General features: G+C 66.9%; 13 protein-coding genes. 7 read left to right on the top strand and 6 right to left on the bottom strand.

The window, feature by feature from the left end; all coding sequences use genetic code 11:
* Nucleotides 1-10 precede the first annotated feature (10 nt).
* From ACWIGM_RS00795 to folE, 3 genes are all read right to left on the bottom strand, one after another.
* On the bottom strand, nt 11-973 hold the full coding sequence (locus tag ACWIGM_RS00795; protein WP_454024022.1) for a patatin-like phospholipase family protein: 963 nt from the start codon (nt 971-973) through the stop codon (nt 11-13).
* Between the two features lie 206 nt (nt 974-1,179).
* Nucleotides 1,180-1,581, bottom strand: coding sequence for a phosphoribosyl-AMP cyclohydrolase (hisI, locus tag ACWIGM_RS00790; protein ID WP_454024021.1), 402 nt, complete (start codon nt 1,579-1,581; stop codon nt 1,180-1,182).
* Nucleotides 1,582-1,755: 174 nt separating this feature from the next.
* Nucleotides 1,756-2,397, bottom strand: coding sequence for a GTP cyclohydrolase I FolE (gene folE / locus ACWIGM_RS00785; RefSeq protein WP_454024020.1), 642 nt, complete (start codon nt 2,395-2,397; stop codon nt 1,756-1,758).
* A gap of 154 nt (nt 2,398-2,551) precedes the next feature.
* Here folE and ACWIGM_RS00780 point away from each other — a divergent pair, with 154 nt between their 5' ends.
* The gene (locus ACWIGM_RS00780) at nt 2,552-3,001 is read left to right on the top strand and encodes an iron-sulfur cluster assembly scaffold protein (RefSeq protein WP_454024019.1); all 450 of its coding nucleotides are present in this window, start codon (nt 2,552-2,554) and stop codon (nt 2,999-3,001) included.
* A gap of 3 nt (nt 3,002-3,004) precedes the next feature.
* On the opposite strand, the gene ACWIGM_RS00775 is transcribed toward ACWIGM_RS00780, so the two are convergent.
* A complete protein-coding gene (locus ACWIGM_RS00775) occupies nt 3,005-3,736 on the bottom strand; it encodes a phosphatase PAP2 family protein (protein WP_454024018.1) in 732 nt (243 codons plus the stop codon).
* Nucleotides 3,737-3,777: 41 nt separating this feature from the next.
* Here ACWIGM_RS00775 and yidD point away from each other — a divergent pair, with 41 nt between their 5' ends.
* Entirely contained in the window at nt 3,778-4,158 is a 381-nt protein-coding gene (gene yidD, locus ACWIGM_RS00770; RefSeq protein ID WP_454024017.1) for a membrane protein insertion efficiency factor YidD, read from the top strand.
* On the opposite strand, the gene ACWIGM_RS00765 is transcribed toward yidD, so the two are convergent.
* Nucleotides 4,139-6,697 (bottom strand): hypothetical protein, encoded by a 2,559-nt coding sequence (locus ACWIGM_RS00765; RefSeq protein ID WP_454024016.1) that lies wholly within the window; start codon nt 6,695-6,697, stop codon nt 4,139-4,141. The two genes, yidD and ACWIGM_RS00765, sit on opposite strands and share 20 nt — an antisense overlap.
* A gap of 276 nt (nt 6,698-6,973) precedes the next feature.
* Here ACWIGM_RS00765 and thrS point away from each other — a divergent pair, with 276 nt between their 5' ends.
* The 5 genes from thrS to ACWIGM_RS00740 all read left to right on the top strand — a co-directional run bounded on the left by thrS (nt 6,974) and on the right by ACWIGM_RS00740 (nt 12,163).
* The gene (gene thrS / locus ACWIGM_RS00760) at nt 6,974-8,974 is read left to right on the top strand and encodes a threonine--tRNA ligase (RefSeq protein ID WP_454024015.1); all 2,001 of its coding nucleotides are present in this window, start codon (nt 6,974-6,976) and stop codon (nt 8,972-8,974) included.
* Between the two features lie 178 nt (nt 8,975-9,152).
* Nucleotides 9,153-9,578: a hypothetical protein gene (locus ACWIGM_RS00755; protein ID WP_454024014.1), complete on the top strand. Its 426-nt coding sequence runs from the start codon at nt 9,153-9,155 to the stop codon at nt 9,576-9,578.
* A 170-nt stretch (nt 9,579-9,748) separates the two neighbouring features.
* The gene (locus ACWIGM_RS00750) at nt 9,749-10,117 is read left to right on the top strand and encodes a hypothetical protein (RefSeq protein WP_454024013.1); all 369 of its coding nucleotides are present in this window, start codon (nt 9,749-9,751) and stop codon (nt 10,115-10,117) included.
* Nucleotides 10,118-10,253: 136 nt separating this feature from the next.
* Nucleotides 10,254-11,543 carry a DUF2157 domain-containing protein gene (locus ACWIGM_RS00745; protein WP_454024012.1) on the top strand — a complete coding sequence of 430 codons (1,290 nt, stop codon included), beginning with the start codon at nt 10,254-10,256 and terminating at the stop codon, nt 11,541-11,543.
* Entirely contained in the window at nt 11,540-12,163 is a 624-nt protein-coding gene (locus ACWIGM_RS00740; RefSeq protein WP_454024011.1) for a GDYXXLXY domain-containing protein, read from the top strand. Before ACWIGM_RS00745 ends, ACWIGM_RS00740 begins: the two co-directional genes overlap by 4 nt.
* A 13-nt stretch (nt 12,164-12,176) precedes the next feature.
* Here the strand turns inward: ACWIGM_RS00740 and ACWIGM_RS00735 are convergent, their stop codons facing one another.
* Nucleotides 12,177-13,253, bottom strand: a complete 1,077-nt coding sequence (locus ACWIGM_RS00735; protein WP_454024010.1) for a serine hydrolase domain-containing protein — start codon at nt 13,251-13,253, stop codon at nt 12,177-12,179.
* Between the last annotated feature and the right edge of the window lie 559 nt (nt 13,254-13,812).

The following is a 13,812-nucleotide window of genomic DNA, read 5'->3' as shown; positions in this document are numbered from 1 at the left end:
CCCTTTGCCGCTAGTTCAGCGGCAGGTGATTGGCCGCGACGATCGCGGCGATCTCGTCCAGCGCGCGCTCGGCTGCCTGCCGGCCGAGGGCGATCGCCTCGTCGGCGCGATGGAAGTCGAACAGGCCGACGCGACCGAGCTTGGGACCGATCATCACATCCGGCGGATCGCCGGCGAGACGCGAGCGCGAAATCCGGTCCTGGGTGATGTTGAAGGCGTCGACCATCACGCCGGCAAGTCCCGGCTGCTGATCGTGATTGGCCTTGCCGACGATGCCGCGCATGCGCTCGCGCATGCCACCGAACCAGCCGGTGGCCGGGCGCTGCTCGACCGCAGGCTCCGGGTCGGGATCGGCGCCATAGGACTGGATCACCGTGCCGCGGCCGGTCATGTCGCTGTTCAGATTGACGCAGAGCACGACGTCGGCGCCGAGCGCGCGCGCCACCGTGACCGGCACCGGGTTGACCAGCGCCCCGTCCATCAGCCAGCGGCCGCCGAGCTTCACCGGGTCGAACACGCCAGGCAGCGCATAGGAGGCGCGCAGCGCATCGACCAGCGAGCCGCGCGTCAGCCAGATCTCATGGCCGGTGCCGAGTTCGGTCGCGACGGCGGCGTAGGTCTGATTCAGGTCGCTGATATGTAGCCCGGCAAGGTCGCGCTCGAGCAGGCGCTTCAGCCGGCTTCCGGCGATCAGCCCGGCGCCACCGAGATGGAAATCCATCAGGCCGACGACGCGGCGCTTGGTCAGGCCGAGCGCGAATTCCCGCAGCGGCTCGAGCTTGCCGGCGGCGTAGCAGCCGCCGACCACCGCGCCGATCGAGGTGCCGGCGATCACTTCGGGCGCGTAGCCCGCCTCGGTGAGGACATCGAGGACGCCGATATGCGCCCAGCCGCGCGCGGCGCCGCCGCCGAGCGCCAGGCCGATCCTCGGCCGGCTGAGACGCGGGGCGGGTTCGGAAACGAGATCGTTCATCGCTGCTCCGCCGCCGCCTAGTCCAAAGGCCCGCCTGGCGATGTTCTCCAGTCTCATCGGCGCGATCCCTCCGCGGGGGATTCAGGATCACGCGAGCCGATGAGCGAAAGATGAACGGCGCCGGGACCCTAGGCGGCTATCAGTCGCTTTTGAAGGAAACATGAAAGCTTGGTGAAAGGATTGCCAACGAAGCAGGCATCCCCGGTTCAGAAGGCCAATGGCCCATCGGCAGCGGTACCGACCGGCTTAACCCGATAGAAGCAGCTGTGGCGGCCGGTGTGGCAGCAGCCACCGTCGCCGCCGACATTGACCTTGATCCAGATCGCGTCCTGATCGCAGTCGACCCGCATCTCGACGATGCTCTGGAGCTGGCCGGAAGTCTCGCCCTTGCGCCAGAGCGCCTGACGGGAGCGCGACCAGTACCAGGCTTCGCCGGTCTCGATGCTCCGGCGCAGCGATTCGGCGTTCATATGCGCGACCATGAGCACCTCGCCGGTCGCCGCGTCGGTGGTGACGCAGGTGACGAGCCCGTCGCGATCGAACTTGGGCGCGAGGACGGCGCCCTCCTCAATCTCGGCCTTGCTGGAAAGGGTGGGGAAGGCGGTCATGTCGGGATCCTGAAGGATTGGCACGCTGCCATATAGGGCGCGGGAGGCTTGCCGTCATTCCCGGGCGGCGCAGAGCGCCGGCCCGGGAATCTCAGGACGAGAAGGCGCCATCACAGCCTCATCCGGGCTGAGATGCTCGGGGCAAGCCCGAGCATGACGCGCCTCTTGGGTGGATCACAGCGCCGGCGACTTCACCATGGTGAAGAAGCGCACCTGCTCGGCGGGATCGCGGAAGCGGCCGGTGTACTGCGTCGTCATCGTCGACGAGCCCTGCTTCTGCACGCCGCGCATCGACATGCACATGTGCTCGGCCTCGACGAGGACGGCGACGCCGCCGGGCTTCAGCGTCCGCTCGATTGCCTTGGCGATCTGCGCCGTCATCGTCTCCTGCGTCTGCAATCGCCGCGCATAGACATCGACGACGCGGGCGAGCTTCGACAGACCGACCACGCCACCGTTCGGATAGTAGCCGATATGGACCTTGCCGACGAAGGGCACCATGTGGTGCTCGCAATGCGAATAGAACGGGATGTCGCGGACCAGGACCATGTCCTTGTAGCCGTCGACCTCCTCGAAGACGCGCTCGAGCATGTCATGGGCATCCTCGCGATAGCCCTTGTAGAACTCGCGATAGGCCTTGGCGACGCGCTGGGGCGTGTCGAGCAGGCCTTCCCGCGACGGATCGTCGCCGGCCCAGCGGATCAGCGTGCGCACGGCCTCCTCGGCCTCGGCTTGCGTCGGCTGGGTGATGATGAACTTGTCTGCGGAGGGGCTGCGCGCCCGCTCTACGGACAAGGACTTAACCACATTATCCATGTGGAGCCTCCCGTTTCGGTTACGCCGGCCTCACGACCGGCAGGTCAGACAAGTTCGCCCGCTCGTCCCGCGAATGGCGCGCTCTCCCTAAGAGCGCACCGGCACTCTATATTGGTTGCGAAAGCCGGCAACTCCAGACCCGGCGGGGCAACCCATGCTGAACGACGTCTACAACAAGCGAATCCTGGAATTGGCAGGAAACATCCCGCTGCTCGAGCGCCTGCCGGCGCCCGATGCGACGGCGACGGCCCATTCGCGCCTGTGCGGCTCGACGGTCACCATCGACCTGACCATGGACCAGGATGTCGTCACCGGCTTCGGCCATGATGTCCGCGCCTGCGCGCTCGGCCAGGCCTCGTCCTCGATCATGGCGCGCCATGTCATCGGCTCGACCGCCGCAGAACTGCGGCAGGTGCGCGAGCAGGCACGGGCGATCCTGAAGGAAAGCGCGGAGCCGCCCGCGGGCAAATGGGCGGATCTGTCGGTGCTCGTGCCGGTCCGCGACTTCAAGGCCCGGCACGCCTCGACCATGCTGACCTTCGACGCGGTGGTCGACGCGATCGGCCAGATCGAGGCGAAGCGGCGCGAGACGGTCGCGGGCTGAGCGTTATTTCAGCCCGAAGGCCTGCCGCGTCTCGACCCGCGTCTCGTCGAAGCGGACCCTGAACGCCTTCTCGGCGAGTAGCGCCTTGGCGACGACGCGGCCGATCTTGTCGCCGGCTTCCAGGTCGGTCGGATAGTGGAAGCCGCAGACGAGGCGGCTTTCGCCATAGCTCTTGACCCGCTGCTCGAACTTGTCGGCGAGCTCGGGCACGGCTTCGGAGAGCAGCGTGGCATAGAGCGCGGCCGTCGCGGCATGGGCCGAGGGGAAGGAGGTGCCTTCCGGGCGCCCGCCGGGGCAGGGCTTGACCCTGACCTTGTTCCACATCTGGAACGGGCGGATGCGGCTGGTCAGGCGGTTGACGCTCTTCAGCAGGATGGCGAGCTCGATCTGCGCTTCGCGCATGAGGAGGCGCGTCTCGCGGTGGGTGCCTTCGACATAGGCGTGGTCGATGCCGTTCACGAAGGCGTTGAGCGTCTGGTACTGGTCGGCGATCGCCTGCTTCTCGCGCTCCGGCGTGCGGGCCGAGGAGATGGCCAGGACCTTCTCGAACTCGGCGCGGTGCTCGGGCGAGTTCTGCGCGGGCGGCAGGCCCATCACCTTGGCGACGTCGATTTTGCCGGCGTCGAGCCAGATCAGATAGGGTCGCTGCTGTGCTGCCGCCGGCATGGCCAGGGCGAGCGCGAGAAGCGGTCCGCAGAGGGCGGTGGCGGTGGCGAAGAGACGAGCGCGCATCATGACCGGGGCTGGGAAGGGCAGAATTGGCGGGGGCGATGGAGATGGGTGAGAGGGGGCGGCGAGGTTCGCCTGAGTCATACTTGCCTAAACATGCTGAAAAAAGCCTTTCATGGCGACGCGGCGTCGCGCTCGCTCCGCGCCGGGGCGCGCATCTCCTGATCCGCGGCTATCAGCTCAGCCTCTCGATGCTGATCGGCCGGCAGTGCCGACACTGGCCGTCCTGCTCGGAATACACCGACGAGGCGATCCAGCGTCACGGCCTCTGGGCCGGGGGGTGGGTCGGCTTTGCCCGAATCTGCCGCTGTACGCCGCTCGGCACCTCCGGCATCGACCTGGTCTGCGAGGAATTGCCGCCGCAAGGCGCCTGGTACAAGCCCTGGGCCTATGGCCGCTGGCGCGGCGTCAACGGTCCGGCATCTTGACCGGCGCGCTCGCGGGCTGCTCGGCGATCGTCTTCTGCTCAGGGGCGGAGAGAGGCTCGTTGAGCCACATCCGGGCCTTGAGCAGCGACTGGCAGTTGCGCCGGTGATAGGTCTGCCGGTCGAGATATTCCTGAACCGGCTTCGACAGCCACCAGCTCATCGACACCTCCTTCAGCACCGTCGCCCGGTTCGGCACGGCGGGAGGCGGCGCCCCCTCGCTCGGGGCCTTCGCTCCGGCGGCGAGCTCGGTCGTCGGGCTGGTCCGCTCGAAGCATTTCGGGCGTTCGATCTCGGGCGGCACGTATTCGAAGCCCGTCAGCCTGTCGACGATGGCGAACTTGTCCCCGGTCGGGGCCGAGGGTTCGCCGAAGACGAGGAAGTCGGCGACGTTGTCCTTGCCGACCACGCCTGCCAGCGCGGCGAGGGCATAGGATCCACGCGCGCCGCGGGTCGACAGCACCGTGTTCACCGGCGCCATCAGCAGTGGCGCCAGCGAGTCTTCGCGCGGAGGCGGGCGCTGGTCGCGCTCCGGGTCGGCAATCAAGTCGACCGGGTCGTTGGCGATGTGGAGCACGACGGGCGCGAGGCCGAAGCGTTTCAGCGCGTCGGCGATCTCGGCCGTCGTTGTCGCTCCGTCATTCTCGAAATAGCCGCCATCGACCGCCCGGAGCGTGACGTCGCAGCCATCGGCGAAACGCCCGGCCGGCGAGACGATCGGGAAGCGCGCGCTGTTGAGAGCTGCGCTGGCGAGGGTGAGGTCGAGGCCGTTGCCGCGGGCGATGGCGCAATTCGGTTTCGGCGAGACCAGTTCGCCGAGGAAACGCGATGCCTCGAAAGCGTCGACGAACAATGTCGGCCGGTCGAGCTTGATCTGGGTCGCGGGTTCCAGCTGGTTGGCGAGCTGGCTGGCGAGAACGCGCTTGCCGGTTTCCTCCGAAGTCGCATTGAGGACGAGGAGCGGGAGCCAGCTGCCTGCCTTGCGCACGCCCTGGCCGAACCGGCTGAACGACTGGGCGAGGTCGCCGCGCGCCGGCATCGTCTGCGCGCCCTGCGCCGGCGCGACGACATTGTCCTGATAGTGGTTGATCCAGCTGTTCTCGAGAATGGCGGCGCGGTCGAGGAAATGGCCGCTTGGCCAGAACCGGCCGAGCACCGGCTCGAGGAAGAGGAACGGCTCGCTCGTCACCAAAGCGAGCACGGTCGGCGAAAGGAAGTCCTCGCCGGCGAGCACCTGCAGGCAGTCGCGCCATTTGCTTTCGTTGGGTGTCTTGAAGAAATGCGCCGGGCTCTTGTCGATGCAGGGCGGGAGCAGCGTGGTGTCCTTCGGGGCGCGGCGCGCATCGCTCATGGCGGCCACGGCCTGGATCGCGCCGAGCGAGCCGCCGGACACCCCCGAGATCGAGAAGACCCGCTTCCCCAGCAGAGGCACGGTGGCGTCGGGCCCTTCGCAGGCGCGGCCAGGCTGCCGGCAGGGGTTGTCGAGGAGCTCGCCGAGGATCGTCGCGGCGAAGAAGGCAGCGCGCGAGGCGCCCCCGGCAATCGTCACCAGGACCGGGCGCGGACAGGTGCCGCTGGCCACGCAGTTCGCCTGTTTCCAGGCCGCGACAGCCTCGCCGAATTCCATGGCCGGCTGCGGCTCCTGCCTGGCGCGCGAGACGAGATTCGAATGGCCGCAGGAATTGGCGGCAAGCAGCCAGGCGACCAGCAGCAGCACGGTGAAGGGAAAGCGCGTCCTCTGGCTCGCCATGCCGATCTGCGTGAAGACCGGAATCCAGGCACCGAGCAGGATCGGGACGAGATAAATCCCGGAGACGACAGCCAGCAGGCGATCGCCGAAGGCCGCGACGGCCCCGAGCATCAGCAGGCCGAGCGCGAGCCAGGCGGCGGCGTGCAGGCTCACCGCCTCACGCCAGCCGCTCCCGCCTTCTCCCTGCGCCGTCTTCTTCTCGCGGAAATGCGCCTCGGTCCTGGCGATCTGCCGGATATTGCGACCCCAGAGAAAGAGATGGGCGGCGATGCCGCAGCCGAGGGCGACATAGAAGCCGGCCGAGCCGCTGCGGAGGATGCCTGCCGACAAGGCCAGGGAGTCGTCGCCGGCGCCGGGCAGGTCGGCCAGCGCCGCCTCATAGCCGCACCAGACCGCGAAGAAGGTCAGGAGGGCGAGCGCATAGGGCACGACGACGACGAAGGCGCGGAAGCGACGATCGTAGATCGCCATGTCGCGCGGGGTCAGCTCGCGGGACGGGCCGATCAGCCAGGCGCTCTCGCCGAGCAGGTGCTCGGCGGACGCCTGGACGGCGCTGCTCCAGGCGATGATATGGATGACGAAATAGACCAGCCAGCGGAACAGCATCTCCCAGAAGCGGGGATAGTCCGTTCCCGGCCCGAATGCCGGTCCCTGGAAGACCAGGAAGAGGTCGCGCGCCTGCGGAACCTTCGTCAGCAGGAGATAGCCGAGGAGGACCGAGATCGCGGCGACGCGACAGGCATAGATCACCCGCAGCAGGTCGCCGATCCAGTTGAACGGCCACGAATCCACGTCTCGCAGGACGGGCGCTGCGGCGTCCGGTGACATCGCTGGCTGCATGGCGATCGAACCGACTGAGAGGATCGGAAGTCGATTGCATAACCTATCGTCAGTCTAGCGCTGGTTGCAAGCGGCGAGGCCGCGATTTGCGATGCGCCGATTGCCTGCGCCCTCCCGCTCGTATAGGCCGTGCCGGCGCGCGCCGATCCGGCTGCCGGCCGCGCCCCTCAAAGGCAGCCGGCCTTGGCTTACGGGGCTTTGTATCCCCGAGTGAGCAGGAGCCGATCGATGACGATCTCCCTGACATTTCCCGATGGCGCGCAGCGCGAATTCCCGGCCGGCATCACCGGCAAGGAGCTTGCCGGCGGCATTTCCCCCTCGCTGCTGAAGCGCACGGTCGCGATGGCGCTCGACGGCGTGGTCGTCGACCTCGCCGACCCGATCACCGCCGACGCGAAGATCGAGTTCCTCAATCGCGAGGACCCGCGCGCGCTCGAGCTGATCCGGCATGACACCGCGCACGTTCTCGCCGAAGCGGTCCAGGAGCTCTTCCCCGGCACGCAGGTGACGATCGGCCCGGTCATCGAGAACGGTTTCTTCTACGATTTCGCGCGCAACGAGCCCTTCACCCCGGAGGACTTCCCGGCGATCGAGAAGAAGATGCGCGAGATCATCGCGCGCGACAAACCCTTCACCAAGGAGGTCTGGAGCCGCGACAAGGCCAAGGACTTCTTCGCCGGGAAGGGCGAGGCCTACAAGGTCGAGCTGGTCGATGCCATTCCCGCCGACCAGACGCTGAAGATGTACCGCCAAGGCGACTGGATCGACCTCTGCCGCGGCCCGCACATGACCTCGGTCGGCAAGGTCGGCAACGCTTTCAAGCTGATGAAGACGGCTGGCGCCTATTGGCGCGGCGACAGCAACAACGCGATGCTGACCCGCATCTACGGCACGGCCTTCGCCCGGCAGGAGGAGCTCGACGCCTATCTCAAGCAGCTCGAGGAAGCCGAGAAGCGCGACCATCGCCGCCTCGGCCGCGAGATGGACCTGTTCCACTTCCAGGAGGAGGGGCCGGGCGTCGTCTTCTGGCACTCCAAGGGCTGGCGGCTGTTCCAGGAGGTGCTGACCTATATGCGCCGGCGGCTCGCCGCCGACTATGAGGAGGTCAACGCCCCGCAGGTGCTCGACAAGTCGCTCTGGGAGACCTCGGGCCACTGGGGCTGGTACCAGGACAACATGTTCGCGGTGAAGTCGGCCTCGGCCTTCGAGAACCCGAACGACCAGGAGCGCGACCACAAGGTCTTCGCCCTGAAGCCGATGAACTGCCCGGGCCATGTCCAGATCTTCAAGCATGGCCTCAAGAGCTATCGCGACCTGCCGATCCGGCTGGCCGAATTCGGTAACGTCCATCGCTATGAGCCGTCCGGCGCGCTGCACGGGCTGATGCGCGTGCGCGGCTTCACCCAGGACGACGCCCACATCTTCTGCACCGAGGAGCAGCTCGCCGCCGAGTGCATGGCGATCAACGACCTGATCCTCTCGGTCTACGAGGATTTCGGCTTCACCGAGGAGCTCGTGATCAAGCTCTCGACCCGGCCGGAGAAGCGCGTCGGCTCCGACGCGGTCTGGGACCATGCCGAAGACGTCATGACCAGCGTGCTGGAGACGATCGCGAAGCAGTCCGGCAACCGGATCAAGACCGAGATCAATCCGGGCGAGGGCGCCTTCTACGGGCCGAAGTTCGAATATGTCCTGCGCGACGCCATCGGCCGCGACTGGCAGTGCGGCACGACGCAGGTCGACTTCAACCTGCCGGAGCGCTTCGGCGCCTTCTATATCGGCTCGGACGGCGAGAAGAAGCAGCCGGTCATGGTCCACCGCGCCATCTGCGGTTCGCTGGAGCGTTTCGTCGGCATCCTGATCGAGCACCATGCCGGGCATTTCCCGCTCTGGCTGGCGCCCGAGCAGGTGGTCGTCTGCCCGATCACCTCGGAAGCGGACGGCTATGGCGAAGAGGTCACCATGGCGCTGCTCTCGGCCGGCCTGCGTGCCCGCGCCGACCTGCGCAACGAGAAGATCAGCTACAAGGTGCGCGAGCACTCGCTGGCCAAGGTCCCGGTGATCCTCGCCGTCGGCAAGCGCGAGGCCGAAGAGAAGACCGTGACCGTGCGCCGCCTCGGCAGCCAGGCCCAGACGGTGATGAGCCTCGACGCCGTGATCGCGGCGCTGACCGAAGAGGCGACGCCGCCCGATCTCGCCCGGAAGAAGAAGGCGAAAGCTGCTGTCTAGGGCGAGGCGGCAGGCGGGCGGTTGAATGCGCCCGGCACATGCGAGAGAATGCTGCTTGGCCTCCGGTGCGGATTGCGCCGGAGGCCAAGCAGCGCTCCGTCGGACAACGTGAGATCGGTGTGGTCATCGCGGAAACGGGGTCCGCAGGTGCTCTGAGTGGAGTTGTCGGGGGCCGATCGTGACGCGCTTGAAGGCTCTGATCTGCATCGCCGCTGTTCTCTACGGCCCGGGCGTTGCCCGGGCGCAAGCGACCTTCTTCGATATTGGCGGCGATCCTCAATTCGCTCCCTATCGCGATACCGTGCGCCGCTATGTTCTCGATAAGAGCAAGGCGAAAAGCACCGAGGTCTGCGTGATTGGCTTCGTTGCGGGAGACAGCAGCCGGGCTGCGTGGGTGATCTGGCGTGCAGGGGGGCAGATCATTCTTCTGGAGCCAGGCTCGGATGATCTAGGGTTCTCGCGCCGCGTGATCGACCTGAAGAAGGATGTCGTTGCTGACGAGCAGGCCCTGAAAGGCAGCACCTATCGCGTCACCCGCAAATGGGTCGCCGATCTCACCAGGGATTGCGAGGCCAAAGGCCAGCGCCTGACTATACAACGCTGAAGCTGTCCGTATGATGCCCCTTCAACCCAGGGGTTGCTCCGGTGGCCAAACTCGATTTGCCCGATCGCAACACCGTAACGGGCGCGGAGGTCCGCTTGCTGCTGGCCGAAGCGCGCGGTCCAGCATTTTCAAGTTATGTTCTCAGCCAATCCAAGCGCTCGATGCAGCTGATGGATCGCGTTCTCTATAATCGCCTGGGCAACAACCCAGCCCAGTTCGGTGCGCCGGGAGCGAAGAACATCATCGATATCATCAAGGCAAAGGGGCAATTCGCCGGCTTCGAGAACTATCCGCAATACGATGATGGCATCAAGACACGTATCCAGAAGATGCTGAACATCGCCAACGACGCCAAGGATTCGCGGGCTGCGGAATTCAAGGAGTTCGTCGAGGCGGCGATCGAGGTCGCCGAGACCGCGACGGTCGCCGAGCCGTCGACCGGCATTCTTGCCGGATGGCGGACCGGCGGTTCGTCCTCGCCCGGCGGGCGCTTCACCAAGCACGCCACCGTCGGCGGGATCGATTTCTACTTCATTTGACGATGAGACATCGCATGGTCGCGCGGCCGTGTTGGGCCGGCACGCGGCCCCGGTTCCGGGCGATCCGCCAGATGTCGCTGAGGGCTGGGCAGAGCGCTCTCGCAGAATCCCCTCAAATCATGCCAAATAGGGGCGCATGCTGACGGGTTCCTATCGCAAACGGCTTGAAGCCGATCTCGGTCGCTGGGTGGGCGAGGGGCTGATCGCCCCTGAGAGCGCCGCCACCATCCGCCGTTCGCTGGCGCAGGAGGGCGGCGGCTTCAAGCTGCCGGCCCTGCTCGGCCTGTTCGGCGGATTGCTGATCGCCTCGAGCGTCTCCGCCTTCGTCGCGGCGAACTGGGAGGAGATCCCCAGGATCGCCAAGCTCGTCATGGTGCTGCTCGGCGTCGCCGGCGCGCTCGGCATCTCGGCGCGGCTGGAGAGCCGCGGCGCGAGCGGCGGCGCCGATGCCGCCGCGACCTGCGGCACGCTGATCTTCGGCGCCGGCGTCGCGCTCGTCGGCCAGATGTACCATCTGCCGACCGACTGGCCGGGCGGGGCGCTCTTGGTCGCGATCGGCGCGCTGATCGTCGCCTTCCTGCTGCGCTCCAACGGTGCGCTCGTCGTCGCGCTGGTCGCGATCGCCAGCTGGGCCGGCGGCCGCTGGGACGAGCGCGAGGCGGGCGCCCATCTGCTGTTCTGGATTCCGTTCCTGCCGGCGCTCTGGCTGGCCGCGACCCGGCACAACCGCCTCGTCCATCACCTTGCGGTGCTGGTATTGCTCGGCTGGTTCGCGACCTTGCCGGGCCAGTACGCCTTCTTTCGCTTCGATTATGGCCTGCTCGCCTATTGGCTGGCGGTCTCGGCGCTGTTCGTCGCGCTCGGTGCGCTGGCGCTCGACCGTGGCGGGCCGGGCCTGCTCACCGCCTGCCTGCCCTGGGGGCTGATCGGGCTGATCCTCTCGCTCAATGTCGAGCTCGCCCGCATCCTCGAACCCAATGAGGCGAAGCCGGGCACGGCACTCTGGCTGAACTACTTTGCCTATGCGCTGGCCGTGCCCGCCCTGGTGGGAGTTGCGGCGCTGGCGCGCGAGCGCCGCTTCGCCTGGCCGCTCGCACTGGCGCTCTTCATGTCGCTGCTGGTGCCGGTGCTGTTCTGGAGCGGCGGCGCGGTCAGCATGGCCGGCAAGATCGTCGTCGCGGCGCTGATCCTGGCGATCGCGATCGGCATCGTCATCGCTGGGGCGGGCGGCGGCGTGCGCCGGCTCAGCGTCGCCGGCTCGACCCTGTTCGCCATCGCCATCGTCATCCTGCTCTGGCAGACCATCGGCACCTTGCTCGACCAGTCGCTGTTCTTCCTGGTCGGCGGGGCACTGCTGATCGGCCTCGCCAGCGGGATGCGCCGGCTCCTCGCCAAATTCAGCAAGCCGACGGAGGCCGCGCCGTGATCCGCCTGCCTTCCGCCGACGCGCTTCTCGGCCGCGTCTCGCCGCTCTGGCGCGGGCTTGCCGCCATCGTCCTGCTCTGCGGGCTCACCCTGGCCCTGGTCGAATCGCGGGCCGGCATCCTGCGCTCGGGCACCGAGGTCCGGCTGGCGACAGCGCCGCTCGACCCGCGCGACCTGTTCCGCGGCGACTATGTCATCCTGAACTACAAGATCAGCACACTCGATCTCTCGAAGATCGACGGCGACAAGAGCTTCGAGCGCAACCAGAGCGTCTTCGTCCGGGTCGCGCCCGGCGCCGACGGCCTCGCCGAGGCCAGGGGCGTCTATCTCGCCCGCCCGGCTGCCGGCGCTGGCGAGACCGTGCTCGAGGGCAAGGTCGCCTCGGCGGGCGCCTGCGTCACCAATGCCGATGGCGATCCCGACTGCAATGCCGGCCGCCGCGCCATCCGCGTCACCTATGGGCTCGAAAGCTATTTCGTGCCGCAGGGTACCGGCCGCGCCATCGAGGCGACCGAGCGCAAGCGGCTGGAGATCGTCGCCGCCGTGTCGGGCTCCGGGCAGGCGGCGATCAAGCGGCTGCTGATCGACGGCAAGCTCGTCCATCAGGAGCCGCCCTACTGAAGGGTGGCGCGAGCTAGTCGACCGCCGCGACCAGCCGCTCCAGGAAGCCGTCGATCGCGGCCTTGTCGATCCAGCGCAGCACGGCGACGAGCTCGTGCTCGGGGTCGATCCAGATCAGGTTGTTGCCCGCTCCTTGCGCGCTGAAGGCGCTCGCCGGCAGCTTCGGATTGGCGGCCGGGCCGCGGTTCAGCCACCAGAGGAAGCCGTAATTCGGCAGGGTCGGCGAGGGCGCGACCGATTGCGTCAGCCAGGAGGACGGGATCAGCTCGCGCCCCTCCCAGATGCCGTTCTGCGCGATCAATTGGCCGAAGCGGGCATGGTCGCGGGCGCTGATGAAGAGGCCGCCGCCCCAATGGCCGCCGCCGGGGACCGACTGCATGCGCTCACCGTCGATCTCGAGCCATGAGGTCTCGTAGCCCTCCCAGCGCCAGCCCTGCGAGGCGCCGATCGGATCCATGATGCGCTCGCGCAGCACCTGCGGCAGCGGCTTGCGGAAGCGGCGCAACAGCGCATAGCCGAGCGCGTTCACCCGGACGTCGTTGTATTCGTAGAGGCTGCCGGGCTCGCGCAGCTCGCGGCGCTGGCCTTTGCGGCTGTTGTCGGCGCCGATGCCGATCTGCCTGTAATGGTCGACCTGGTCGGATTTGCCAAAAATCTCGCCCTGCCATTCGCTGTTCATGTTTAGCAGATGGCGCCAGGTGATCTTCGCGTTATGCGGGCTGGAAAAATGCGGGCCGTCGACACTCCGTCCAACGGCATCGTCGATATCGGCGATCAGCCCGTCGGCGACGGCGAGACCCGCCAGCACCGAGAGATAGCTCTTGGCGATCGAGAAGGTCATGTCGGCGCGGTTCGTCTCGCCCCATTCGGCGACGACCTGACCGCTCTTCAAGACCACGCCGGCCGGCCCGCCGCGCGGCTCGACTGGCCCGACGATCTCGGTCCAGGGACCCTTCTCGTCCCATTCGCGATTCCCGACATAGGCGCCGTCCGGATAGAACATGCTGCGCGGCCAGGGGGAATCATGCGCCTGCGCGAAATCGACGGCGGCCTGGAGACGGGCGGGGGAGAGGGAGTGGGAGTGGGGCAAGGCGGGGCCTCGGACAAGTAGCTGCTGGTGAGGCAGGTCTAGCACCGCCTCCGGGAGGCGTCTTCGGCTGCTGGTGAATAGGGTGTTGTGCCTGAGGTGATGACTGGTACGGGTGGAGAGCTGACCTGCTCCAATCAGCGGACATCGATGACGTGTTTTGGGGAGAACGATGGAACGGCGGTGCCTGGTTTGCGATCACATCTTCACGAATGAGCGGCCTGTCTGCCATGTCGTATTTTTCGACGATGGAGAGATTCAAGTCGATTGTGGCCACGATGATCATGGCGATGATGAGAATTTCTCGAAGTCATTCCGCCCGGTTGGTCTCGGACACATCATTGCGAGAGACAAGACGCTCGTAGAAATCTTTACTCACGAAACTGCAGGAATCAGCTTTGGACGGGACAGCATCGGCGGTGTCTGGACAAAGTACTTTATCTGACAGCCTCTGCGCCCCGGGGAGCGGCGTATAGTTTGGTGGCAGCTGCGGCAATAGCTGGCGCACAGAGAATGGAGGCCAAGTGGGAGCCCGCAATTTCATAGTTTTCTCTTCGTTCTG

Source organism: Allobosea sp. NPDC055332 (assembly GCF_053645455.1).
Note: the sequence above shows the minus strand (reverse complement) of the source record. Positions and strands in the feature narration are given on the sequence as shown.